Raw genomic sequence first — 24,904 nt, 5'->3', positions numbered from 1 at the left:
CTCAGCCGTGGTGCCAGAACGGCGTGCCCAGCACGGGCGTGCTGGGCTGGGCGGCTGATTGCTCGGCCATGGCGCCGGCGCGGTGGGCGGCGTGGCCGGCGTTCACGGCGTCGGCAAAGGCGCCGGCCATGGCGACGGGATCTTCGGACAAGGCCACGGCCGTGTTCAGCAGCACGGCGTCATAGCCCCATTCCATGACCTGGCAGGCGTGCGAGGGGCGGCCCAGGCCCGCATCCACGATCAGCGGCACCTTCAGGCGCTCGCGCAGCGTCTGCATGGCATAGGGGTTGACGGGGCCGCGGCCCGTGCCGATGGGCGCTGCCCAGGGCATGACGGCCTGGCAGCCCACATCCACCAGGCGCTGGCACAGCACCAGGTCCTCGGTGGTGTAGGGCAGGACCTGGAAGCCGTCCTTGATGAGGATGGAGGCTGCCTCGACCAGGTTCAGCGTGTCGGGCTGCAGGGTGTAGTCGTCGCCGATCAGCTCCAGCTTGATCCAGGGGGTCTCGAAGACTTCGCGTGCCATCTGGGCCGTGGTCACGGCTTCCTGCACGGTCATGCAGCCGGCCGTGTTGGGCAGCACGGGCACGGCCAGCTTCTTGAGCAATTCCCAGAAGCTGGCACCGGTCTCGGCGGCATTGCTGCCCTGGCGGCGCAGCGAGGCCGTGACCATGGCGGGGCGGGCACGCTGCACGGCAGCTTCCAGCACGGCGGGCGAGGGGTAGCGGGAGGTGCCCAGCAGCAGGCGGCTGTCAAAGCGCTGGCCGTACAGGACCAGGCTGTCGTCGGAGGAAGGGGCGGAAGTCGTCATGGCGTGAGGCAATGGGAGAGTCGGATGGGGCATCAGCCGCCGGTCACCGGCGAGATCACTTCGAGGCGGTCGCCGTCGTTCAGCGCCTGTTCGGCATAGCGGGCCTTGGGCACGAAGACGGTGTTGATGGCCACGGCAAAGGGCGGGCGCGGCGCAAGCTGGGCCAGCGCGTCGGCCACGGTGGCTCCGTCGCTCAGTTCGGTCGCTTGCTGGTTGATGGTGATGTTCATGGCGGCTGAGGGGAAACGAAAGGCGGGTACGGAGGCTTGTTCGATCTTAGGCAGGGCCGGGGCTGGCGGCCCTGCATGCATGTCCGGTCTGTTGTGCGTGAAAGTGCCGTGCGTGCCGTTCAGGCGGCTGCCTTGTGCTGCGATGGCGCATGCTCGACGGCAACATCGAAGCGGCGGGCCAGTTCGGAATCACCGCTGTCGAGCAGCTCCAGCACCACGTCCAGCATGGCCGGCGCGATCATGAAGCCATGGCGGTACAGGCCGTTGACCTCCATCACGCGCGGCGCGCTCCAGCGCACGGCCGGCAGATTGTCGGGCAGGGTGGGGCGGCACTGGGTGGCGATCTCGACGATGCGGCCCTCGGCAAAACCCGGATGCACGGTGTAGGCGGCACTCAGCAGCTCCAGCGTGGAGCGCACGCTGGCCGGCGACATGTCGTCGGACTCGATCTCGGTGGCGCCGATGACGAAGAGGTGGTCCTCCTTGGGCGCAATGTAGATCGGGTAGCGCGGATGGATCAGGCGCGTGGGCCGCTGCAGCGTGACCTCGGGCGCGTGGATGCGCACCACCTCGCCGCGCACGCCGCGCAGCGCAGGCCACTGGCCGCGTGCGCCCAGGCCCCGGCAGTCCAGCACCCAGTCGGGCTGGCCCGGCGTGCCGGGACGGAAGTCGGCCAGCTCGCGCGGCTGGTTCCAGTGCTGCTCCACGCCCAGGCGGGTCAGCGTGGCGTGGAGTGAGGCCAGCAGCTGGCGGTTGTCGAGCTGGCCTTCGCCCTGCAGGTACATGGCCTGGGCGAAGCGCCGCTCAAGCGCGGGCTCGCAGTCGTGCAGGGCCTGGTCGGCCAGCGGCTGCAGCGCGGGAAGGCTGGGGTTGATGCGGCGGTTTTTCTCCAGCAGGCCGAAAAAGCGCTGGGCATCGCCCGCGTCCTGGCGGTGCCAGAGGATGAGGGTGCCGTTTTGCTGGAAGAACACGGGCGCATCGAGCTGGGCCAGCAGTTCGGGCCAGCGCGTCAGGCCGTGCTGGCCCATGCGCACCACGCCGGGCTCGGTGATGGCCGATTCGGCCAGGGGCGCGAGCATGGCGGCGGCCACGCGGGCCGCTGCGCCATCGCCTTCGGGGCCGTGGGCGTCGTACACGGCGATGCCGTGGCCGCGACGGGCCAGCGCCAATGCCAGCAGCCGGCCCATGAGGCCGCCGCCCAGAATGGCGATGCGGGAAGAAGCTTGTAGAACGGACATGTGCATCTGGTGGTCAAGTGCGCCCATGCCCGTGGGACTGCCGGCCGGCTGTCCGCGCACAGGGCATGTGCTGGACAAAACGCGGCGTACCACCCCGATTGATTGAAACTCCCCACGCCAGCATGACCTGGATCGGGTGCAGGGGCGCTGCGCGGCAAGGTGCCTGTGGTGCAGGCTTGTGCGGCAGGGGGCTGGTCGCCCCGGGGCCCCAGGGTGTTTCTCAGTCACGCATCGGCGAGGCGGGCCAGGCCCTGTTTCACCGACGGGACACCCCTGTTTCGTCCGTCAGCAGGCATTACAGCACATCCCGCAGCTGCCGGTATTGACCATGCGCATGGGTGATAATTTTCGCCCATGACTGCCGACCACTCCCCTTCGACCGCCGCATCCCCCGAACCGGCTCCCGCCGCGCGCAAGCGCTATGCACGCGTGCTCATCATCGCGGGCTCCGACAGCGGCGGCGGCGCCGGCATACAGGCCGACCTCAAGACCTGCAGCGCCCTGGGCTGCTACGGCATGACGGCCATCACGGCCATCACCGTGCAGAACACGCTGGGCGTCAGCGGCATCCACGGCATTCCCGTGGACATACTGCGCGGGCAGATCGATGCGGTGGTCGAGGACATCGGCGCCGACGCCGTCAAGATCGGCATGCTGGCCACGCCCGAGGTGGTGCAGGTGGTGGCCGATGCCATCCGCCGCCACCAGCTGCGCAACGTGGTGCTGGACCCCGTGATGGTGGCCACCAGCGGCGACCGGCTGATCGCGCCGGAAACCGCCTCCGTGCTGGTGCGCGAACTGTTCCCCCTGGCCACCGTGGTCACGCCCAATCTGGACGAGGCGGCGCTGCTGCTGGGCCACTCCATTGATGGCATAGACGCACTGGACGGCGCCGTGCAGGAACTGCTGGCGCTGGGCGCGCCGGCCGCATTGCTCAAGGGCGGGCATCTGTCCGGCGATCTGGTGGTGGACCTGCTGGGCCATGGCAACGGCCAGCGGCTGCGCCTGCAGTCGCAGCGCATTGCCACGCACAACGGCCATGGCACGGGCTGCACGCTGTCTTCGGCGATTGCCTCGCACCTGGCGCTGGGCCTGCCGCTGGAGGCGGCCGTGGCCCAGGCGCGCGAGTACATCCTGGGCGCGATTGCGGCCGGTGCCGATGTGTTCACGGGCGCCGGCCACGGTCCGCTGAACCACGGCTATGCGCCGCGCACGCAGGTCGTGGTCAACGGCTGAACGTCCAGCCAGACGTCCAGGTAATCAGCCCAGGTCACCAGCCCCAGGTCAGGCTGCGCGCCACCCAGCCCTTTTGGCCGTTGTCGCGCTGGACATGCGCCCAGGAGCCCTGCTTCTTGAGCGTGCGCACCACCTCCAGCTCAGCCAGCTTGCCCACCACGCGGTGTTTCTGGCCCGGGCCTGCGCGCAGATTGGCGGTGCGCCCGGTCACCACCATGTGCGGGGTCTTGCCGGTCAGCGGCGCATGCACCCAGCCCAGCGTGCTCTCGTTGTCCCTGACGCGCAGCCACTGGCCCTTGCGCTGCACCACCTGCAGCGGATAGCCCTTGCCCAGTTCCCACAGCGTGGCCGAGCGCGTGGTGGGCTGCTGCCGCACATTGACGCTGGCGCCCTTGACGCTGACGAACTCGCGCGCATGGGCGGCGGCCGGGGCCAGGGTGGTGGTGAGGACGGCGAGGGCGGTGGCGGCTGCGGCCATCCAGCGGGCGGCACGGCTTTTGTTGCAAGACACGGGAACAGGTCTCCTTTCGTTTGAGAAAGGCTGGCGCGCGAAGACTTTCCGGCGCAAGCCCGGGGAAAGCGCGTGGGATCAGGCGATGTAGCTATAGTTCCTGAATGAAACTGACGTGCGACGCCCCGGCTTCATGCGCAACCGGGCAAGCTTGCCTTACGCTTGCCGCACAACCGTGTTTTCCAGGAGGGCTTGTATGCACCATGCTGTTTCCCGATCCGGCGCTCATGTCCGGCACGCTGCAATCCTGACGGCCTGTCTTGCCGCGGGACTGGCGGATGCGCAGGGACAAGAGACGCAGGCGCAGGAGGCGCAGGCTGTGGCCACAGCCGCCGAGGGCCGCGATGCGGCCAGGGCGCAGGAGGGTGCGGTGAATCGCCCGGAATTCGGCCCCGCGCTGCTGGCGGCCGCCCAGGCCGGCGAGGCGCTGCAGGTACGCGACTGGCTCAAGCGCGGCGCACCTGTCGATGTGCGTGACCGGCAGGGCAATACGCCGCTGCTGCTGGCCGTGCGCGGCAACCATGTGGAAGTCGCGCGCTCGCTGCTGGTCCATGGGGCCAACCCCAATCTCAAGAATAACCTGCAGGACAGTGCCTATCTGCTGGCCGGTGCCCTGGGCCGCCTGGAGATACTGCGCATGACGCTGTCGTACGGCGCCGATCTGCAAAGCACCAACCGCTACGGCGGCACGGCGCTGATCCCGGCCTGCGAGCGCGGCCACGTCGATACCGTGCAGGCCCTGCTGGCCGCAGGTGTACGGGCCGACCATGTGAACCGGCTGGGCTGGACCTGCCTGCTCGAAGCCGTTTTGCTGGGCGACGGAGGCCCGCGCTACCAGGACATCGTCCGCCAGCTGATCGCGGCCAGGGCCGATCTCAATCTGCCCGACAAGGATGGCGTGACCGCCGTCGTCCACGCCCGCCAGCGCAGCCAGCATGAGGTGGAGCGCCTGCTGCAGGAGGCGGGAGCGCGCTGATCGGCGCAAGCGAGAACGCCTGAAACCAGGGGTGATGCGCCAGATTCAGACGGGTCTGATTGCTTTGGAAAGGCTGCGTTGCAAATGATTCCCATTTTCAACGTGGATCTTTGCCATGCGCACAGCACATTTGCTATCTCGACCCTTCGTCTCCGGCCCCCAGTCGTGCCTTTTTTCGGTGTTCGCTGCGGCGCTGGTCACGCCCGCTTATGCGCAGGACGCCACTGCCGATGAGCGTCAGGTGCAGTTGGCGCCCTTGACCGTCTCCGGGCAGCGCTCCACCGGCTCGCGCACCGAGGCATCCGACTCGGTCAAGTACGCCAAGCCGCTGCTGGATGTGCCGCAGACCATCACCGTGGTGCCCGGGCAGGTGCTGCAGGAGCAAAACGCCCTGAGCCTGCAGCAGGCGCTGTCCAATGTGTCCGGCATCACCTTCAATGCGGGCGAGGGCGGTGCAGGCTCGGGCGACAGCATCAACATCCGCGGCTTCAGCGCCAACGCCAACCTGCAGATCGACGGGCTGCGCGACAGTGGGCAGAAGAGCCGAAGCGATCTCTTCAACACGCAATCCGTCGAGGTCATCAAGGGACCCAACTCGGTCTTCGGCGGCGCGGGCACCTCGGGCGGCAGCATCAACATGATCAGCAAGCAGCCCAAGGCCCATGACTTCACCGAGGCCGACGCTGGCCTGGGCACGGCCAGCTACCGGCGCCTCACGCTCGACACCAACAGGGTGCTGGCTGGCGGCAAGGCTGCCATGCGCCTGAACCTCATGGGCCATGACAGCGACGTGGCGGGGCGCAATGCCATCTTCAAGCGGCGCTGGGGCGTGGCGCCCTCGCTGGCCCTGGGGCTGAATTCGCCCACGCGCCTGACCCTCGGCTTCTTCCATCAGAGCGATGACAATCTTCCCGACTATGGCGTGCCGGCCTTTCGCGGCAAGATGCTCGATGGCGTCTCGCGCAATGCCTATTTCGGCTGGCGCAACCTTGACCGCGAAAAGATCAGCCAGGATGCCCTGACCGCGAAGATCGAGCATGACTTCGCCTCGGGCGCCAAGCTGCAGAACCTCTCGCGCTACTCGCGGCTGAGCCGCGATACCGTGATCTCGGCCTCGCATGTCGATCTGAGGGGCATGCAGCCTGGCTACTACCGGCCCGCAGGTCCGCAGGCCTATGGCCGCGATGCGGCCACCACCCTGTGGATCAACCAGACCAACCTGACCCAGCGCTTCGACACAGGCGTGCTGGGGCATACGCTGGTCACGGGCTTCGAGATCGCACGCGAGACCTATGACCGCACCACCTCTTCCTACAGCATCAACCGGCAGTTCCCGGCCGGCGGCTATCCGCTGGCCCGTCCGCCCGGATACTGGACGGGCACCACGGATCTGCAAAACAGCGGAAGGAACGAAACCCGCCTGGACACCCGCGCGCTGTATGCCACCGACTCCATTGCGCTGGGGCCGCGCTGGGATCTGAACCTGGGCCTGCGCTATGACTGGATCGACGGGCGCTCCAACGCCACAACGGCCGCTGGCGTGCGCACCGCGGTGGACAGCTCCGACGGCCGGCTCAGCGGCCGCACCGCCCTGAGCTTCAAGCCCGCCGACAACGGCCGCATCTACCTGGCCTATGGCACGGCTTTCAACCCCTCCGCGGAATTCCTGGTCTCCAATGGTTCCGGCCTGGATGCGGCCACGGCCTCGCTGGCGCCCGAGAAGAACACCAGCCTGGAGCTGGGAACCAAGTGGGATGTGCGAGACCGCCAGCTGGCGCTGACAGCCGCGCTGTTCCAGGTGGACAAGACCAATGCCCGAGAGCAGATGGCCGATGGCAGCTATCTGCTGGCCGGTGAGCAGCGCGTGCGGGGGCTGGAACTCGGGGCTGCAGGCAAGGTGACTCCGCAATGGGACCTCTTCGCCAACTACACCTTCATGGCCAGCAAGACCCTCAAGTCATTGAACGAGCCTGCGCGTGTGGGCCAGGCGCTGGGCAATACGCCGCGCCATTCGCTGAACCTGTGGACCACCTATGCGCTGCCGCAGGGCTGGACGGTGGGCTATGGCGCGCGCTTCGTCGGCACGCGCAATGTCACCTCGGCCGGCGACGGCAAGCTGTCCGCTTACTGGGTGCACAGCGCCATGGTCGGCTATGAACTCAACCGGCAATGGAAGCTCAGGCTCAATCTCGACAACATCGGCAACAAGGCCTATGTGGCCGGCGTGCGCCAGCGCCTGGGCGAGCAGTCGCGTTCTTCGGCCGTGGAGCACGGAGAGGGTCGCACGGTCAGATTGACCGCGCTCTACCAGTTCTGAGAAGCACGATGGCCTGGTCTCCGGTGCCGTGGGCGCCGGGACAGGATGAATCAGGCTTGAATCGGGCTGCCCCCAGGGGCAGCTTTTTTATTTGGCGGCCACCTTGCCTGGGGGCAAAAAAAGAGCCCGCACAAGGCGGGCTGGTGATGGTCAGGCCGACGGCAAAAACCGCCGACACGCAAGCATCTTACTGGATCTTGGCCTTTTCGCGCAGCGATTCCTGGAATTGCGCCAGCTTTTGCTGTTGCAGCTGCTGCACGATCTGGGGCTTGACTTCCTCGAACTTGGGCAGTTCTGCCTGGCGCACGTCGTCCTGGCGGATGATGTGGTAGCCGAACTGGCTCTTGACCGGCTCCTGTGTCATGCCGCCCTTTTCGAGCTTGATCAGGGCTTCGGAGAACTCGGGCACGTAGTTGCCGGGGTTGGCCCAGTCGAGGTCACCGCCACGGGCGCCGGATCCGGGGTCCTTGGACTCCTTCTTGGCGATGTCTTCGAACTTCTTGCCGGCCTTGATCTCGGCAATGATGGCCTTGGCGCGGTCTTCCGACTCGACCAGGATGTGGCTGGCCTTGTATTCCTTGCCGCTGTTGGCAGCGACGGCCTTGTCGTACTCGGCCTTGGCTTCGGCGTCGGTCACGGGGTTCTTCTTCTGGAAGTCTTCGAACAGCGAACGGATCAGGATGGTCTGGCGGGCCAGTTCCATCTGCTGCTTGTAGGCTTCGCTGTTGGCCAGGCCGCGCTTGTTGGCTTCCTGCATGAAGATCTCGCGGGCGATGACTTCTTCCTTGATCTGCCCTTCCATCTCGGGCGTGACGGGGCGGCCGCTTTGCTCGATCTGCTGCTTGAGCACTTCGGCGCGTGCCTTGGGCACAGCCTTGCCGTTGACGACGGCGATGTTCTGGGCCGAGGCGGACAGGGCTGCGGTGCTCAGCACGGCGGCAGTCACCAGGCTGGTCAGAAGCTGTTTTTTCATGCGAATTCCAGAGATGAAGGAAAAATTGATTCTATAGCGTGGATACGCAACAGGCTCCGAATCTTCGGAGCCTGTAAAAGTTCAAAGAACCTCGATGGCGATGGCGTGAGCGCCCTGGTCAATGAATTCTTGCAGCGCATCATACACAAGGCGGTGGCGTGCCACGCGCGGCTTGCCTTGAAACAAAGGTGACGCAATGCGCACGCGGAAATGCGTGCCGAAGCCGGTGCCGTTGGCTCCCACATGGCCGGCGTGCTGGTGGCTTTCGTCGATCACTTCCAGGTGATCGGGGGCGAGGCGCTCGCGCAGCACGGCCTGCATGGCTTCGGCGGTGATGGGCAGTGGATGGGCGGGTGCGCTCATGGCTGCTTGTCCTGTTGCACGCCGGACGGGGGCAGGGCGTCGGGCGTGGCGGCGGCTGCCTCGCCCTTGTCTTCCTGCATGAAGCGGCTCATGTAGATGGCCTGTCCGATCACGAAGACCAGCATCAGCCCCATGCCGCCGAACAGCTTGAAGTTGACCCAGGTGTCGGTGTCGAAGCGGTAGGCGATGACCAGGTTGAGCGCGCCCATGACCGCGAAGAACGCCGCCCAGCTCCAGTTCAGGGTGCGCCATGCGTTGTCGGGCAGTTGCAGCTGTGCGCCCATGACCGAGCGCAGCAGGTTCTTGCGGAACACCAGCTGGCCTATTAACAGGGCGCTGCCCATGAGCCAGTACAGCACGGTGGGCTTCCACTTGATGAAGGTGTCGTTGTGGGCCAGCAAGGTGGCGCCGCCGAACAGCACGATCACGCCCAGGCTGACCCATTGCATGGGCTCGACCTTGCCATGGCGCACGCGCAGGTAGGCGATCTGCGCGATGGTGGCGACGATGGCCACGGCCGTGGCCGTGTAGATGCCCCAGACCTTGAAGGCGACGAAGAACAGGATGATGGGGAAAAAGTCGATCAGTAACTTCATTGGAAGATTTCGATGGGCTTGGAGTCAGGCATGGTGCCTGAGCGCTTGGCAGGCGCATTGTGGCGCAGCCGGCGCGGCCCGGCATCGGTGCAGGGCCGCGCCGGCTGGGGTTTTTGCGGGCCTGGGGCCTAGGCCTTGGGCGGCTCGAATTCCAGCGACGCGGAATTCATGCAGTAGCGCAGCCCTGTGTCGGAGGGACCATCGGGGAACACATGGCCGAGGTGGGCGCCGCACTGGCTGCAGACAGTCTCGGTGCGCACCATGCCATGGCTGCGGTCCACGATTTCGGTGATGGCGCCTGGGATGGCGCGGTCGAAGCTGGGCCAGCCGCAGCCGGCGTCGAACTTGGTATCGGAGTCGAACAGCTTGGCGCCGCAGCAGATGCAGTGGTAGCTGCCATCGGCCCAGAACTGCTCATAGCGGCCTGTGAAGGGGCGCTCGGTGGCCGCGTGGCGCGTCACCTGGAAGGCGGCGGGCTCGGCGCCCTTGGCCTGCAGCTCGGCCTGCCATTCCTGCTCGGTCTTGTGGATGGGAAAGCTCATGATGAACAGCTGATCTCGATGGAGGAAGCCCAGTCGGGCGGGAAGCCTGCCCATTCGGCATGCTCGGCGTGGGGTGCGAACGGGGTCTGCAGCACGGCCAGCAGCTGGCGCACTGCGGTGAAGTCGCCCGCCTTGGCTGCGCGGATGGTGATTTCTCCCAGGTGGTTGCGCAGCACGAAGCGCGGATTCGATTCTTGCATCAGCGCGGCCGCTGCCGTGCCATCCACGGTCGCAAGCTGCCGTACGTAGCCTGCCGCCCAGGCGTCGAAGGCGGGCCGGTCCAGCACCAGGTCGCGCACGGGCTCCAGGTCGGGCTCGGTGCCGCCGGCTGTGGCCACGGCATCGGTCAGGCGGCTGAAGAAGATGGTGTAGTCCACGGCGTTGTCGGCCATGAGCTGCAGCAGCGGGTTCACCAGGGCGGCAAAGCGCGCCTTGGCAGGCGGCGTGCCGGGAGCATCTTCGGGCAGGCCCAGCTTGCGCAGCATGAGAGAGCCATAGGCCTGCGGAAACACCTGCTTGTACGACTCCAACGCCGCAATGGTCAGCTCCTCTTCGCCGATCAGCGGCAGCAGGGCCTGGCCCAGGCAGTACAGGTTCCAGTACGCGACCTGGGGCTGGCGGTTGAAGGCGTAGCGGCCCTGGGTGTCGCTGTGGTTGCAGATATGGCCGGGGTCGAAGGCGTCGAGGAACTGGAAGGGACCGTAGTCGATGGTCAGGCCCAGGATGCTCATGTTGTCGGTGTTCATCACGCCATGGCAAAAGCCCACGGCCTGCCAGTGCGCCAGCAGCCGCGCCGTGCGCTCGCTCACGGCCTGCAGGAAGTTGGCGTAGGCGTTGCCGGCCAGTGCCTCGGCCGTGCGGCATTCGGGGTAATGGCGGTCGATCACGTAGTCGGCCAGCTGGCGCAAAGGGGCCATCTGGTCACGCGCCGCAAAGTGCTCGAAGTGGCCAAAGCGTATGAAGCTGGGCGCCACGCGCGCCACCACGGCGGCGGTCTCGATCTCTTCGCGGCGAATGGGGGCGGGCGATCCGGTCACGCTCAGCGCGCGCGTGGTGGGAATGCCCAGGGCGTGCATGGCTTCGCTGCACAGGAATTCACGGATGGACGAACGCAGCACGGCGCGTCCGTCGCCCATGCGCGAGTAGGGCGTGCGGCCCGCGCCCTTGAGCTGGATTTCCTGGCCCGAGGCGGTCTCGCCCAGCAAGATGGCACGGCCGTCGCCGAGCTGGCCGGCCCAGACACCGAACTGGTGGCCGCTGTAGACGCTGGCCAGCGGATGGCTGCCGGGCAGCACGGTATTGCCGGTGAGCGCCTGCAGGGCCTCATCGGAGGCCAGCCATTGCGGGTCCAGGCCCAGCAGCTCGGCAGTGCCGGTGCTGGTGGCGATCCAGTGCGGCTCGGGCAGCGGCGTGGGGCGCAGATGGGTGAAGAAGTCCGGGCCCAGGGCGGCGAAGCCGTCTTGCCAGGAGATGGGAGGGCGCGGGGAGGTCACCGGAGCCCGGCCTTCGGCGGCAGCGTGCAGGTTCATGCGGGAATTGTCCCCCAGCGCCTATGCCCCGTGGGGCGCAAGGTTCATGCGCGCATTCACCGCCTGCATTCACGCACGCAGTTGCTGCCGGTACTGGCCCGGCGGCATGCCGAACCATCGGCGGCAGGCGCGAAAGAGGTTGCTCTGGTCCACGAAGCCCAGCAGGTCGGCCACCTCGGCCAGGCTGTGGCGCGGCTCGCCCAGGTACTGCCGGGCCAGCTCGCGGCGGGTGTCATCCAGCAATTGCTGGTAGCTGGTGCTCTCGGCCTGCAGGCGGCGCTGCAAGGTACGGTCGGTCAGGCCCAGCACTGCGGCCACTTCCTCGCGGCGCGGCTCGCCCTGGGGCAGCAGGCGCGCAATCTCATGGCGCACGCGGGCGCCCACGCCGGCCTGGCCCAGCTGGTCCAGCTCGGACTCGACCAGTTTTTCGTGCAGGGCCAGCAGTTCGGGGTTGTGCGTCGGGATGGGCGCGAGCAGGTCGTCTTGCGACAGCAGGAAGCGGTTGGCGCGCTCGCCAAAGCGCGGCAGCAGGCCGAAGGCCTGTCGGTAGCGGGCCTCGTGCAGGGGCGAGGGCGCCTGGGCCATGAATTCCACGGCCAGCGGCTGGACTTCGCGCCGCGTCAGCCAGCTGCACAGCACCAGCAGCGTGAGCACGGCGAACTCCACGCGCTGGCGTGGCACGGCGCGCGTGGCGCCGATGTGGTGTATGGACAGCCAGTGGCCGCGCGCATCGCGCTCCAGCGTGAAGGCGGTGGCGTCCGAGATCACGGCCATGTGGCGCTCCAGGTCACGAAAGCCCGCCAGCAGGTGCGGGCTCGAAGCCAGCGAGTAGCCCACCAGGTCGATGTTGCCGTGGCGCGCGGCCAGCTGCCGGTCCAGGCCCAGCGTGGGATTGGCCGACTGCGCCACTGCCAGCTCCCACAGCCGGCTCACGCGGTCCACATCGATGCGGGTCTGCGAATGCTGCAGTGCGGCAAGGTCGATGTTGGCCTCCTCACTCAGCCTTTCCACGGCCAGCCCCTCGGCGGCCATCATGTCCAGGATGCCCCGCACCCATGCGGCGGAGCTGCTGCGCTGCGTTGTCATGGCCGGGTTTTCCTGGGCCGTCCGGGGCGCCTTTTGCGTTCTGAAGTCACTTTTTTGGCTTGGTTGCGATAGCGGCGTGCGGGCGCGCTGTTCCTAGAATTTTTGCAGCGCGGCGAACGACTGCGCAGTGTGGCCCAAGGGCCGGGCACGGCCCATACGGGAAACCCCAAAATCATAGGAGACAAGCATGCGCACAGGACAGCGGTGGATGGCTGGCGGCATACGCCTGGCCGTGGCTTCAATGGCTTTGTGGCTCGCGGCCTGCGGCGGCTCGGGCGGCGGAGGTCCCGAACTGCGCGAGACGGCCTACGGCCCCTTGCGCGGCGTGGACGACGGCGCCGCCACGGGCACCTATTACTGGAAGGGCGTGCCCTTTGCCCAGGCCCCCGTGGGCGCGCTGCGCTGGCAGCCGCCGGCCGAGCCCAAGGCCTGGGAGGGCGTGCGCGAGGCGCGCCAGTTCGGCAATGCCTGCCTGCAGATCGGGCGCATGTACGGCCCGGGCGCCAACAACCGCTTCGACGACACCATTGCCTCCACCCTGGGCCAGCCCGTGGGCAGCGAGGACTGCCTGACGCTCAACATCTGGCGCCCGGCCAGCGGCGCCGAGAAGCTGCCGGTGCTGGTGTTCATCCACGGCGGCAGCGCCATCTCGGGCTATACGGCCGATCCGCTGTATGACGGCGCGGCCCTGGCACGCGCTGCCAATGCCGTGGTGGTCACGGCCAACTACCGGCTGGACATCCTGGGCTACATGCACATGCCGCAGATGCAGGCCGGCGCGCCGGCCACGGGCAACTTCGCGCTGCTGGACAACCTGCAGGCGTTGCGTTTTGTGCAGCGCAATATCGCGGGCTTTGGCGGCGATCCGGGCAATGTCACGCTCATGGGCCAGTCGGCGGGTGCCACCAATGTGCTGGCGCTGCTGGCGGCCGAGTCGGCGCGCGGCCTGTTCCACAGGCTGGTGCCAATCAGCGGCGGGCTGTCGCTGCCGTCCAACCTGCCGGCCGGCGTGCTGGCCACGCTCAAGCCGGCGTCGGCCTACGCCACCCAGTCCGCGCTGCTGCTGGCCCATCTGATGGTGGCCGATGGGCTGGCTGCCGATGTGGCGGCTGCGGCCACGGTGGCTGCCGGCTGGACACCGGCGCAGATTGCGGCCTACCTGCGCGGCAAGGATGCGCGCGTGCTGCTGCAGACCCTGGTGGCCAAGGGCCTGACGGGCGCAGGGCCGATTCCCGACGGCCTGCTGCTGCCCACCGATCCCATGGCCGCGCTGGCTGCGGGCCAATACAACCGCATGCCCGTGATGGCCGGCTACACGGCCGAGGAGGGCAAGCTGTTCGCGCCCCTGCTGGCGGCGCTGGGCGGCAAGCCGGGCTTCAGGATCGATGATGCGGCGCGCTTTCGCATGATGCAGTCCTTCGATGCGCAGTCGCCCAACGCGCCGGGCCTGGCCGACATCATCGATGCCGCCTACCTGCCCGTCGATACGCCGGTCACCGGCTACAACGCCCGCATGGCGCAACTGACCCATCTGTTCGCCGACCCCAGCCGCGACCAGTTGCTCAACACACTGCGCACCCGGCAGGCCGAGGTCTGGAGCTACCGCTTTGACTGGGCACGCCAGCCCGTGCCCTGGAACACGGTCTACGGCGCGGCCCATGCGTTCGATCTGCCGTTTCTCTTCGGCAACTTCGGGCCATCCGTGTTCTCCCGCGTGACCAACAGCACGGCCAATGCACCGGGGCGGCTGGCGCTGTCGAACGCCATGATGGCCAGCCTCAAGGCCTTCATGCAGACGGGCGACCCGCAGAACGCGGCCCTGGGCCAGACATGGAAGCCCTGGCCGTCCAGCCTGGTCTTCGACGCCGAGCTGGGCGCGACCAGCATCCGGCTGCAGTGAGAGAGCAGATGAGCGAGTAGATGAGCGAGCAGGGGCTTGCCGCGGCAAGCCCCGAGAGATAGCCAACAACAACGAAGGAGACAGGTACCCATGACAGCCAAGACCGTTTTCACACATGCCTGGCGCTGGCCGCTGGCGGGGGCCATTGCAGCCGCCGCCGTGGGCCTGGCCGCCTGCGGAGGGGGATCGTCGGGCATGCCCGCGCCCATGGGGCCGGGCCAGCAATCGGGCTACATCACCCTGCCGGACGGCAGCAAGATGCGCTACTCGCTGCTGCTGCCCGAGGGGCAGGGCCCGTTCCCGCTGCTGGTCGAGTACGACGGCTATATCTCGGGCTCGTACCCCAACATCAGCAGTCCCTGGACCAAGGAAGGCTATGCGGTCATGGGGCTGAACGTGCCGGGCACGGGCTGCTCCACGGGGGACGACAAGGTGTTTGACGCCAGCGTAGGTGCGGCCGGTGCCTTCGCCATCGAGTGGGCCGGGCGGCAGGCGTGGTCCAACGGCCGCATCGGCATGATCGGCTACTCGTATTCGGGCTACAACCAGCTGTGGGTGGCGGCGCACCGGCCCAAGGGGCTGCTGGCGATCACGCCCAGCAAGAATGTGGGTGATCCCTACCGGGACGTAGGCTATCCGGGCGGCATTGCCAACATCGGCTTTCCGGCGCAGTGGTGGAACGGCTTCCCGCGCATCTGGCGCACGGCCGCCGACCTGGCGGTGAAGAACGGCGGCGACACGGAATGCGCCAAGACGGTGGCCGACAACATCGAGAAGATCAAGCGGCCCGAGCTGGACCTGATCAAGTGGCTGGACAACCCCTACGCCGATGGCCTGTACCTGGAGCGCAGCGCCATGCTGCAAAGCGGCAAGATCAATATCCCCACGCTGGGCACGCAGTCCTGGCAGGACGAGCAGATCGGCCCGCGCTCGGGCTACTACGAGGACACCATTGCGCCCGACAGGATGTGGCTGGTCAGCTCCAACGGCGACCACCACACGAACATCACCTCGGACCATATCGACCAGACGCTGAAGCGCTTCCTGGCGCGCTTCGTCAAGGGCGAGGACAACGGCTTCGACAAGGAGCCGCGCGTGCGCCTGCTGCAAGAGATGCAGACCACGGACGCCAAGGCCCCCAATGGCGGCGCCAAGCTCATGCCCACGGGCGAGGCACGGTTTGACCGGCTGCCTGTCCAGGTCAAGCCCCTGCGCCTGTGGATGCAGCCCGGCCAGGCGCTGGGCGACAGCGCACCCACCTCAGGCACGGCTTCGTCCAGCTACCGCTATCCGGCCCTGAGTCCGCAGGTGAACAACCCGGCGGCCGAAGGCTGGCCCGCCGTGCCCGCGTCGGAAAAGGATGGCCAACTGGTCTTCACCACGGCAGCCCTGCCGCAGGACCTGAGCTTCTATGGCGAAGGCTCGGCCGACCTGTGGCTCAGCGCCACGGCCGCCAACACCGACATCCAGGTCACCGTGTCCGAGGTGCGGCCGGACGGGCAGGAGATGTTCGTGCAGCGTGGTTGGCTGCGTGCGTCCAAGCGTGCCCTGGACACGGCGCGCTCCACGACGCTGAGGCCGTGGGGCGCGTTCACGCGGGACAAGGACGTGCCCATGGTGTCGGGCAAGCCCGAACTGCTGCGCGTCGAGATCCAGAAATTCGCGCATGTGTTTCGCGCCGGCTCAAGCATTCGCGTGACAGTGGATTCGCCATCGCAGACCGGATACTGGATCTTCGGCAACGACAAGACGCCGTCCACGAACACGCTGTGGCATGACGCGGCGCATGCCTCCAGCATCGTCCTAGGGTATATCCCATACGAGCATGCGAAGACGCTGCCGAGTTGCGACAAGACAATGCGTCAACCATGCCGGAAAAACGATGCGCCTGTCCCTGCGGGGATCGGACCCAGGGCGCCGGCCTGAGCCACCCTCCATGCGGGCAGCGGCATCGCGCACCAGGGCCTTGGCCTTGCGCGGATCCGCGGTCCGCAGTTCACGACGTTCACGAAGTTCAATCACCTTAGGAGCCTATAGATGCTGGGTCTGATGCAAAGCCAACCACTGTTGATCTCGTCGCTGATCGATTTCGCCGACCGCCACCATGGCGATGCGCAGATCGTCTCGCGCAGGGTGGAGGGCGATATCCATCGCTACACGTACCGCGACCTGGCACGGCGCTCGCGCCAGCTGGCGAACACGCTGGACGGCCTGGGCCTGCAGCCTGGCGACCGCGTGGCGTCGCTGGCCTGGAACGGCTACCGCCACATGGAGATGTACTTCGGCGTCAGCGGCTCGGGCCGCGTGCTGCACACGGTCAATCCTCGCCTGCACCCCGACCAGGTGGCGTGGATCATCAACCACGCGGAAGACCGCGTCATGTGCTTTGACCTGACCTTCCTGCCCATCATCCAGGCCGTGCATGCCAAGTGCCCCACGGTGCGCCAGTGGGTGGCGCTGTGCGATGCGGACCGCCTGCCTGCCGACAGCGGCGTTCCGGGCCTGGTCAGCTACGAGGCCTGGATTGCCGGCCAGTCCGACCAGTACCAGTGGCCCGAATTCGACGAGAACACGGCCTCCAGCATGTGCTACACCAGCGGCACCACGGGCAACCCGAAGGCGGTGCTCTACAGCCACCGTTCCACCACGCTGCACGCCTACGCGGCCGCGCTGCCCGATGTGATGTGCATATCGGCGCGCGACTCGGTGCTGCCCGTCGTGCCCATGTTCCACGTCAACGCCTGGGGCATTCCCTACTCGGCCGCGCTCACGGGCTGCAAGCTGGTGTTCCCCGGCCCGGCGCTGGACGGCAAGTCGCTGTACGAGCTGATCGAGGCCGAGGGCGTCACCTACGCGGCCGGCGTGCCCACGGTCTGGCAGATGCTGCTGGGCCACATCAGGCCGGGCGGCCTGCGGTTTTCCACGCTCAAGCGCACGGTCATCGGCGGCTCCGCCTGCCCGCCGGCCATGATCACGGCCTTCCAGGACGAGTTCGGCGTGGAGGTGCTGCATGCCTGGGGCATGACCGAGATGAGCCCGCTGGGCACGCTGTGCACGCTCAAGAACAAGCAGCTGCAGCTGCCCAAGGACGAGCAGATGAAGATCCTGCAAAAGCAGGGCCGCGCCATCTACGGCGTGGACATGCGCATCGTGGGCAGCGATGGAACGGACCAGCCCTGGGACGGCAAGAGCTACGGCGACCTGCTGGTGCGCGGCCCCTGGATCGTGGACAGCTACTTCAAGGGCGAGAGCCCGCTGGTCAAGGACGCGCAGGGCCGCGGCTGGTTCCCCACGGGTGACGTGGCCACCATCGACCCGGACGGCTTCATGCAGATCACCGACCGCAGCAAGGACGTGATCAAGTCCGGCGGCGAATGGATCAGCTCCATCGACATCGAGAACATCGCCATGGCCCATCCGGCCGTGGCCATGGCCGCCTGCATCGGCATGCCGCATCCCAAGTGGGACGAGCGCCCCATCGTCGCCGTGGCGAAGAGGCCCGGTGCCGAGGTCACGCGCGAGGAACTGCTCAAGTTCTACGAAGGCAAGACCGCCAAGTGGCAGATCCCCGACGACGTGGTCTTCGTCGATGCCATCCCGCTGGGCGCCACCGGAAAAATGCTCAAGACCCGGTTGCGCGAGCAACTGGCCGGCTACCGGCTGCCGGGGCTGTGAGCCGCTGCGGGCCAGCCGCCGTGCCAGGGCATGCGGGGGCATGTGCTGATAGGGGCGGCCGGTCCGAGTCTCGTCGGCGATAGCCGCTAGGGGCAATCACCGATCGGTGCGGGGCAAGGGGACCATTACCCTGAGCCTCGCCCAGAAACCACCACAAGAGGAGACGCTTCATGAAGTTTGCGATCAAGGCATTGACGGCATCCCTGGCCCTGGCTTGCGCCACGGGCGCCATGGCCCAGAAGGGCGAGACGGTGAAGGTTGCGTGGATCGACCCGCTGTCCGGCCTCATGGCCGCGCTGGGTTCCAACCAGCTCAAGAGCCTGCAGTACATCGCCGAGGAGCTCAACAAGGGCACGGCCTCGGGCGTGAAGTTCGAGATCATCGGCATCGACAACAAGCTCAGCCCGCAGGAAACCACGGCGGCCCTGCGCTCGGCCATGGACCAGGGCGTGCGCTACGTCTTCCAGGGCAATGGCTCGGGCCCGGCCCTGGCCATCATGGACGCACTGGAAAAGCACAACGCGCGCAACAAGGGCAAGGAAGTCGTCTACCTGAACTATGCGGCGGTGGACCCGGACCTGACCAACAGCAAGTGCAGCTACTGGCACTTCCGCCTGGATGCGGACACCTCCATGAAGATGGAGGCCCTGACCACGTACATGAAGGACGTGCCCGAGGTCAAGAAGGTCTACCTGATCAACCAGAACTACTCGCATGGCCAGCAGGTATCCAAATACGCCAAGGAGATGCTCAAGCGCAAGCGCCCCGATGTGGAGATCGTGGGCGACGACTTCTCGCCGCTGGCCCAGGTGCGCGACTTCGCCCCCTACATCGCCAAGATCAAGCAATCGGGCGCCGACTCGGTGATCACGGGCAACTGGGGCTCGGACCTGGCGCTGCTGATCAAGGCCGCCAGCGACGCGGGCCTGAACAACGTCAAGTTCTATACCTACTACGCCATTGCCACGGGCGCGCCCACGGCCATGGGCGCGGCCGCCGCCGACAAGGTCTACATGGTGGGCTACGGCCACCTGAACCTGCCCGGCCCGCTGGACCGCATCACCAAGGGCTACAAGGCCAAGTTCAACGACGACATGTACACGGGCTCGCTGTACTCGGGCCTGACCATGCTGGACCAGGCCTTCCTGCGCGCCAAGACCACGGACCCGGCCAAGGTGGCGGCCACCATGGAGGGCATGAAGTTCAACAGCCTCAACGGCGAAGTGGAGATGCGCAAGACCGACCACCAGCTGCAGCAGGGCCTGTTCATCTCGCGCTGGGAAAAGGCCGGCGGCAAGTACCCGATGGACTCGGAGAACACCGGCTACACCTTTGTGCCCGTGAAATATTACGAGCCCTATGTGGCCAGTACCCCCACCTCATGCCAGATGAAGCGTCCTTCATGACGCCCAGGCAGGCAGGCTGACTTCGCAAGGGGCGCGAGGCGCCCCTTTCTTTTGCCTGAAATCGGTCAAAACACGGGTTCATGGGCTGATCGATGGCGATCTGTCGCCAATGTGTCCCGGACTGCGGCGAAGTCGCATGCGCGATAGTTTCTAAGGCATTCCCCGAAGGGAAATTGTCATTCAGGCGTTAGTCTGGCGCCAATACAGATATCCGAATCAACCGGAAAAAGGAGACAGAAAAATGAAGTGGATCGTGCATTCGGTGGCCGCCTCGGCCATGCTGGCCTGTGCCTCGGGCGCCTGGGCGCAAAAAGGCGAGACGGTGAAGATCGGCTGGATCGACCCGCTGTCGGGCCTGATGGCCGCCGTGGGCACGAACCAGCTCAAGACCTTCCAGCTGATGGCCGAGGAGTTCAACAAGAAAAATGCCTCGGGCGTGAAGTTCGAGATCATCCCGCTGGACAACAAGCTCAGCCCGCAGGAGACCACGGCCGTACTGCGCTCGGCCATGGACCAGGGCGCACGCTACGTGGTGCAGGGCAACGGCTCGGGCCCGGCCCTGGCCATCATGGATGCGCTGGAAAAGCACAACGCGCGCAACAAGGGCAAGGAAGTCGTCTACCTCAACTACGCGGCCGTGGACCCGGACCTGACCAACAGCAAGTGCAGCTACTGGCACTTCCGCCTGGATGCGGACACCTCCATGAAGATGGAAGCGCTGACGACCTATATGAAGGACGTGCCCGAGGTCAAGAAGGTCTACCTGATCAACCAGAACTACTCGCACGGCCAGCAGGTCTCCAAGTACGCCAAGGAAATGCTCAAGGCCAAGCGGCCCGACGTGCAGGTGGTGGGCGATGACTTCGCGCCGCTGGCCCAGGTGCGCGACTTCGCGCCCTACATCGCCAAGATCAAGCAATCGGGCGCCGATACGGTGATCACGGGCAACTGGGGCTCTGACCTGTCGCTGCTGCTCAAGGCGGCCAACGACGCGGGCCTGAACAACGTCAAGTTCTACACCTACTACGCCTTCGGCTCGGGCTCGCCCACGGCCATGGGCGAGGCGTCCGACGGCAAGGTCTACACCGTGGGCTACGGCCACTACAACATGGGGGGGGCCATCCAGCCGCTGATGGCCGAGTTCAAGAAGAAGATGAACGACGACCTCACGCAAAGCTCGATCTACCACGTGTTCGCGCTGCTGGATGCGGCCTTTGCCAAGACCGGCGGCACTGACCCCGTCAAGGTGGCCGCCGCGCTGGAGGGCATGAAGCTCAAGAGCTTCAACGGCGAAGTGGAGATGCGCAAGACCGACCACCAGCTGCAGCAGGGCCTGTACATCACGCGCTGGGAAAAGGCCGGCGGCAAGAACCCCTATGACGCCGAGAACACGGGCTACACCTTCGCCCCGGTGAAGTACTACGAGCCCTACGTGGCCAGCACGCCCACGTCCTGCCAGATGAAGCGCCCGTCCTGAGACCGGCACGCACCGCTTCCTGTCCCCAACGCACCGAAACCAAGGCCTTTCGATGACGCTTGAGTTCTTCACCATATCGCTGCTCAACGGCGTGAGCTATGGACTGCTGCTGTTCATGCTCAGCTCGGGGCTGACGCTGATCTTCAGCATGATGGGCGTGCTCAACTTCGCCCACACCAGCTTCTACATGCTGGGCGCGTACTTCGGGTACACGCTCAGCGGCATCATCGGCTTCTGGGGCGCGCTGTTCGTCGCGCCCCTGCTGGTGGGCGCGCTGGGCGCCATGTTCGAGCGCTACAGCCTGCGCCGCGTGCACAAGTACGGCCATGTGCCAGAACTGCTCGTGACCTTCGGCCTGTCCTACCTCATCCTCGAGGTGGTGCAGCTGGTCTGGGGCCGGGGCACCGTGCCCTACGGCCTGCCGCCCGCGCTGCAGGGCCCGCTGTTCACGCTGTACGGCACGCAGTTCCCGCGCTCGCGCTCCTTCGTGATGCTGGTGGCAATGCTGATGCTGGTGGCCGTCTGGCTGCTGCTGACGCGCACGCGCATCGGCCTGGTCATCCAGGCCGCGCTCAAGAACCCCGAGATGGTGGAGGCGCTGGGCCACAACGTGCCGCGCGTGTTCATGATGGTGTTCGGCGGCGGCTGCGCGCTGGCGGGGCTGGCCGGCGTCATCGGCGGCAACACCTATGTGACCGAGCCGGCCATGGCCATGTCGGTCGGCTCCATCATCTTCGTGGTGGTGGTGGTCGGCGGCATGGGCTCGCTGGCGGGGGCCTTCGTGGCCTCGCTGCTGATCGGCGTCGTGCAGACCTTTGCCGTGGCCATCGACTGGTCGCTGGCCAGCCTGCTGACCTCGCTGGGCAGCCCGGTCGGCGAGCAGACCTTCGGCTGGCCGCTGCTCAAGCTCACCATTTCCCAGGTCGCGCCCATCCTGCCCTACCTGTTCCTGGTGCTGATCCTCATCTTCCGGCCCAAGGGCCTCCTGGGCACGCGGGGAGATTGACACCATGTCCTCGATCACCAAAACGACCATGACATCCACTGCCGCAAAAGGCGCTTCGGGCGCTTCAGGGGCTGCGGGCGCGGGGCGCCACTACAGCTTCCAGCCGCTCAACATCGGCCGCATCCTGATCTGGGGCGCCTTCGCCCTGGCGCTGATCGTCGCGCCGCTGGTGTTCACCAGCAGCCTGGCGCTGACCATGCTCAGCCAGATCGGCTATCTCATCATCATCTGCCTGTCCTACAACATCCTGCTGGGGCAGGGCGGCATGCTGAGCTTCGGCCATGCGGTCTACACGGGGCTGGGCTCGTTCATCGCCATCCATGCGATGAACCGGGCCAGCTCCGGCGACTGGGGCATTCCGCTGGTGCTGATTCCCGTCATCGGCGGCCTGGGCGGCATGTTCTTCGCGGCCCTGCTGGGCTATGTGACCACCAAGAAGTCGGGCACCACCTTCGCCATGATCACCATGGGCATCGGCGAGCTGGTGGCGTCCATGGCGCTGATGTTCCCCGAGTTCTTCGGGGGCGAGGGCGGCATCACCACCGACCGCGTCTACGGCAAGCCCTTCTTCGGGCTGACCTTCGGCTCGGGCATGGAGGTGTACTACCTGATCGCCGCCTACTGCTTCGTCTGCACGGCCGCCATGTTCGCCTTCACGGGCACGCCGCTGGGGCGCATGCTCAACGCCGTGCGCGACAACCCCGAGCGCGTGGAGTTCGTGGGCTACAACACGCAGCGCGTGCGCTACTTCGCCTTCATCATCGCGGGCTTCTTCGCGGGCGTGGGCGGGGGGCTTGCGGCCATCAACTTCGAGATCATCACGGCCATGGACAGCGTGAGCGTCATGCGCTCGGGCTCGTACCTGCTGTTCACATTCCTGGGCGGCGCCACCTTCTTCTTCGGGCCCATCATCGGCGCCGTGCTGCTGGTGCTGGCCTCGGTGCTGCTGTCGGAGCTGACCAAGGCCTGGCTGCTTTACCTGGGCCTGGTGTTCCTGCTGATGGTCATGTATGCGCCCGGTGGCGTTGCCAGCCTGATCATGATGAACCTGCGCGTGGCGCGGTTCGGCAAATGGCGCCGGCTGGCCCAGCCCTACCTGGCCATCGCCGCCAGCGCCCTGGTCATGATCGTGGGCGGCGCCGCCATCGTCGAGATGATCTACCACCTGCAGCTCAACGCGGCCCTGGGTTCCCAGGTCTCGTTCATGGGCGTGCAGCTCGATACCAGCTCGGCCTCCACCTGGACTCTGGCCGTTGCCGTCTTCGTCGTGGGCCTGGGCCTGCTGGAAGTGGCCCGGCGCTGGTGCCTGCGGCGCTGGGAGCGTATCCAGGAAGAGATCGAAGAAGCCATCAAGCGCGGGGAGGGCTGAACCATGTCCAGCATTGCAATCGAACGACCAGGCACTGCCGCCGCTGCCGCGACCGGCGAGGCCACCTACGCGCTGGAGCTGCGCGACCTGTACAAGCGCTTCGGCAAGGCCGAGATCATCCGCGGCGCCCAACTGGCCGTGAAGCCCGGCGAGCGCGTGGCCATCATCGGCCCCAACGGCGCGGGCAAGAGCACGCTGTTCAACCTGATCAGCGGCCGCTTCGAGCCCACCAGCGGCCAGGTGCTGCTCAACGGCCAGCGCATCGACGGCAAGAAACCCTATGAAATCAACCGCATGGGGCTGTCGCGCAGTTTCCAGATCACCAACATCTTTCCCAAGCTCAGCGTGTTCGAGAACCTGCGCTGCAGCGTGCTGTGGAGCCTGGGCTACCGCTACAGCTGCTGGCGCTTCCTGTCCAAGCTGCGCGATGCCAACGCCCGCGCCGATGAGCTGATGGAGATGATCGGCCTGCACAGAAAGCGCGACACGCTGGCGGTGAACCTCACCTATGCCGAACAGCGCGCGCTGGAGATCGGCATCACCATCGGCGGCGGCGCCGGCGTCATCCTGCTGGACGAACCCACGGCCGGCATGAGCAACAGCGAAACGGCCCACTTCATCCAGCTGATCAAGAAGGTCACCGAAGGCAAGACGCTGCTGACCGTGGAGCACGACATGGGCGTGGTCTTCGGCCTGGCCGACAAGATCGCCGTCGTGGTCTACGGCGAAGTCATCGCCTACGACACGCCCGAGGCCGTGCGTGCCAATCCGCGCGTGCAGGAGGCCTATCTGGGCTCGTCCGTGGCGGATCAACAAGCTGGTGCACATTGAGGAAGCGCGGATGCTGAACATCAACAACCTGCATGCCTACTACGGCAAAAGCCATGTGCTGCATGGCGTGGAATTTTCCGTACAGCCCGGCGAGATCGTCGCGCTGCTGGGGCGCAATGGCTCGGGCCGCTCCACCACGGCCAAGGCCATCATGGGACTGGTGCACTGGGAGGGCGCGCTGGAGTGGAAGGGCCAGAGCCTGACTGGCAGAAAGGCCTACGAGATCGCTCACCTGGGCCTGGGCTACGTGCCCGAGAGCCGCGACGTGTTCCCCAATCTCACCGTGCACCAGAACCTGCTGCTGGGACAGAAGGGAAAGGGCCGGGACAGCCGCTGGGGCTTCGACGACATGTACGCCATGTTCCCGCGCCTCAAGGAGCGCCAGCACACCGAGGCCGGCGTGATGTCGGGCGGCGAGCAGCAGATGCTGACCCTGTGCCGCACGCTGATGGGCGACCCCGACCTGATCATCATCGACGAGCCCACCGAGGGCCTGGCGCCCAAGATCGTCGAGCTGGTGGGCGAGTACCTGCAAAAGATCAAGCAGCGCGGCGTGTCCGTGCTGCTGATCGAGCAAAAGCTCACCATTGCCATGAGCATCTCGGACCGGGCCCTGGTCATGGGTCATGGGCGCATCGTCTTCGACGGCACGCCCGACGGGCTGCGCGCCGATCAGAAGGTGCGCAAGGAGTGGCTGGAGGTCTGATGCCGTACAAGGCTGGGCATGCTGCCCGGCAGGCGGCCCGGACCACGGCGCTTGTCCCGCTTGGGACAAACCGCAGTGGCGCCGGCCCGCGTTTTTTTTACAATCAAAATCGCACGATCGTTCTTT

Annotated in this window: 22 protein-coding genes; 12 read left to right on the top strand and 10 right to left on the bottom strand. The window is 66.5% G+C overall.

Features of this window, described 5'->3' with window-relative positions; translation table 11 throughout:
- Position 1 precedes the first annotated feature (1 nt).
- The 3 genes from ACF8ML_RS13485 to ACF8ML_RS13475 form a co-directional block, all read right to left on the bottom strand.
- On the bottom strand, positions 2-811 hold the full coding sequence (locus ACF8ML_RS13485) for a thiazole synthase (RefSeq protein WP_016452920.1): 810 nt from the start codon (positions 809-811) through the stop codon (positions 2-4).
- Between the two features lie 32 nt (positions 812-843).
- Positions 844-1,041, bottom strand: a complete 198-nt coding sequence (gene thiS, locus ACF8ML_RS13480) for a sulfur carrier protein ThiS (RefSeq protein ID WP_012205130.1) — start codon at positions 1,039-1,041, stop codon at positions 844-846.
- A gap of 119 nt (positions 1,042-1,160) precedes the next feature.
- Positions 1,161-2,279 carry an FAD-dependent oxidoreductase gene (locus ACF8ML_RS13475; RefSeq protein WP_080518239.1) on the bottom strand — a complete coding sequence of 373 codons (1,119 nt, stop codon included), beginning with the start codon at positions 2,277-2,279 and terminating at the stop codon, positions 1,161-1,163.
- A gap of 354 nt (positions 2,280-2,633) precedes the next feature.
- On the opposite strand from ACF8ML_RS13475, the gene thiD reads away from it, so the two are divergent.
- Positions 2,634-3,515, top strand: a complete 882-nt coding sequence (gene thiD, locus ACF8ML_RS13470; RefSeq protein WP_392407233.1) for a bifunctional hydroxymethylpyrimidine kinase/phosphomethylpyrimidine kinase — start codon at positions 2,634-2,636, stop codon at positions 3,513-3,515.
- A gap of 34 nt (positions 3,516-3,549) precedes the next feature.
- Here thiD and ACF8ML_RS13465 read toward each other — a convergent pair whose 3' ends face one another.
- Entirely contained in the window at positions 3,550-4,026 is a 477-nt protein-coding gene (locus ACF8ML_RS13465; protein ID WP_026062660.1) for an SH3 domain-containing protein, read from the bottom strand.
- Positions 4,027-4,222: 196 nt separating this feature from the next.
- Here ACF8ML_RS13465 and ACF8ML_RS13460 point away from each other — a divergent pair, with 196 nt between their 5' ends.
- Both ACF8ML_RS13460 and ACF8ML_RS13455 read left to right on the top strand, forming a co-directional pair.
- Positions 4,223-5,002, top strand: coding sequence for an ankyrin repeat domain-containing protein (locus ACF8ML_RS13460; RefSeq protein WP_392407232.1), 780 nt, complete (start codon positions 4,223-4,225; stop codon positions 5,000-5,002).
- Between the two features lie 115 nt (positions 5,003-5,117).
- Complete coding sequence (locus tag ACF8ML_RS13455; protein WP_392407231.1) at positions 5,118-7,319, top strand: TonB-dependent receptor; 2,202 nt, start codon at positions 5,118-5,120, stop codon at positions 7,317-7,319.
- Between the two features lie 187 nt (positions 7,320-7,506).
- Here ACF8ML_RS13455 and ACF8ML_RS13450 read toward each other — a convergent pair whose 3' ends face one another.
- The 6 genes from ACF8ML_RS13450 to ACF8ML_RS13425 all read right to left on the bottom strand — a co-directional run bounded on the left by ACF8ML_RS13450 (position 7,507) and on the right by ACF8ML_RS13425 (position 12,408).
- Positions 7,507-8,292: a peptidylprolyl isomerase gene (locus tag ACF8ML_RS13450; RefSeq protein WP_016446742.1), complete on the bottom strand. Its 786-nt coding sequence runs from the start codon at positions 8,290-8,292 to the stop codon at positions 7,507-7,509.
- Between the two features lie 81 nt (positions 8,293-8,373).
- Positions 8,374-8,655, bottom strand: coding sequence for a BolA family transcriptional regulator (locus ACF8ML_RS13445; protein ID WP_013802780.1), 282 nt, complete (start codon positions 8,653-8,655; stop codon positions 8,374-8,376).
- On the bottom strand, positions 8,652-9,251 hold the full coding sequence (locus ACF8ML_RS13440) for a septation protein A (protein ID WP_034392671.1): 600 nt from the start codon (positions 9,249-9,251) through the stop codon (positions 8,652-8,654). The genes ACF8ML_RS13445 and ACF8ML_RS13440 overlap by 4 nt, the downstream gene beginning before the upstream one ends.
- A 128-nt stretch (positions 9,252-9,379) precedes the next feature.
- On the bottom strand, positions 9,380-9,793 hold the full coding sequence (gene msrB, locus ACF8ML_RS13435) for a peptide-methionine (R)-S-oxide reductase MsrB (RefSeq protein ID WP_016446744.1): 414 nt from the start codon (positions 9,791-9,793) through the stop codon (positions 9,380-9,382).
- The gene (locus tag ACF8ML_RS13430; protein WP_392407228.1) at positions 9,790-11,322 is read right to left on the bottom strand and encodes a YdiU family protein; all 1,533 of its coding nucleotides are present in this window, start codon (positions 11,320-11,322) and stop codon (positions 9,790-9,792) included. The genes msrB and ACF8ML_RS13430 overlap by 4 nt, the downstream gene beginning before the upstream one ends.
- A 69-nt stretch (positions 11,323-11,391) precedes the next feature.
- Entirely contained in the window at positions 11,392-12,408 is a 1,017-nt protein-coding gene (locus ACF8ML_RS13425) for an AraC family transcriptional regulator (protein ID WP_047327614.1), read from the bottom strand.
- Positions 12,409-12,595: 187 nt separating this feature from the next.
- Here ACF8ML_RS13425 and ACF8ML_RS13420 point away from each other — a divergent pair, with 187 nt between their 5' ends.
- The 9 genes from ACF8ML_RS13420 (at position 12,596) to ACF8ML_RS13380 (ending at position 24,778) form a co-directional block, all read left to right on the top strand.
- Complete coding sequence (locus ACF8ML_RS13420) at positions 12,596-14,308, top strand: carboxylesterase/lipase family protein (RefSeq protein ID WP_392407227.1); 1,713 nt, start codon at positions 12,596-12,598, stop codon at positions 14,306-14,308.
- A 90-nt stretch (positions 14,309-14,398) separates the two neighbouring features.
- Positions 14,399-16,234, top strand: a complete 1,836-nt coding sequence (locus ACF8ML_RS13415; protein WP_392407226.1) for a CocE/NonD family hydrolase — start codon at positions 14,399-14,401, stop codon at positions 16,232-16,234.
- A gap of 111 nt (positions 16,235-16,345) precedes the next feature.
- Positions 16,346-17,983: a 3-(methylthio)propionyl-CoA ligase gene (locus ACF8ML_RS13410; RefSeq protein ID WP_046238371.1), complete on the top strand. Its 1,638-nt coding sequence runs from the start codon at positions 16,346-16,348 to the stop codon at positions 17,981-17,983.
- Between the two features lie 170 nt (positions 17,984-18,153).
- The gene (locus ACF8ML_RS13405; protein ID WP_016452910.1) at positions 18,154-19,389 is read left to right on the top strand and encodes a branched-chain amino acid ABC transporter substrate-binding protein; all 1,236 of its coding nucleotides are present in this window, start codon (positions 18,154-18,156) and stop codon (positions 19,387-19,389) included.
- Between the two features lie 241 nt (positions 19,390-19,630).
- Complete coding sequence (locus ACF8ML_RS13400; RefSeq protein ID WP_392407225.1) at positions 19,631-20,866, top strand: branched-chain amino acid ABC transporter substrate-binding protein; 1,236 nt, start codon at positions 19,631-19,633, stop codon at positions 20,864-20,866.
- Between the two features lie 52 nt (positions 20,867-20,918).
- Positions 20,919-21,872, top strand: coding sequence for a branched-chain amino acid ABC transporter permease (locus ACF8ML_RS13395; RefSeq protein ID WP_017405244.1), 954 nt, complete (start codon positions 20,919-20,921; stop codon positions 21,870-21,872).
- 4 nt (positions 21,873-21,876) lie between these two features.
- Complete coding sequence (locus ACF8ML_RS13390) at positions 21,877-23,241, top strand: branched-chain amino acid ABC transporter permease (RefSeq protein ID WP_016446752.1); 1,365 nt, start codon at positions 21,877-21,879, stop codon at positions 23,239-23,241.
- 3 nt (positions 23,242-23,244) lie between these two features.
- On the top strand, positions 23,245-24,072 hold the full coding sequence (locus ACF8ML_RS13385) for an ABC transporter ATP-binding protein (protein WP_013802770.1): 828 nt from the start codon (positions 23,245-23,247) through the stop codon (positions 24,070-24,072).
- Positions 24,073-24,082: 10 nt separating this feature from the next.
- Positions 24,083-24,778, top strand: coding sequence for an ABC transporter ATP-binding protein (locus ACF8ML_RS13380; protein ID WP_016446753.1), 696 nt, complete (start codon positions 24,083-24,085; stop codon positions 24,776-24,778).
- Positions 24,779-24,904 lie beyond the last annotated feature (126 nt).

The sequence above is a fragment of the Delftia sp. WSY_10 genome, assembly GCF_043104705.1.
Classification (GTDB): domain Bacteria; phylum Pseudomonadota; class Gammaproteobacteria; order Burkholderiales; family Burkholderiaceae_C; genus Comamonas; species Comamonas tsuruhatensis.
Note: the sequence above shows the minus strand (reverse complement) of the source record. Positions and strands in the feature narration are given on the sequence as shown.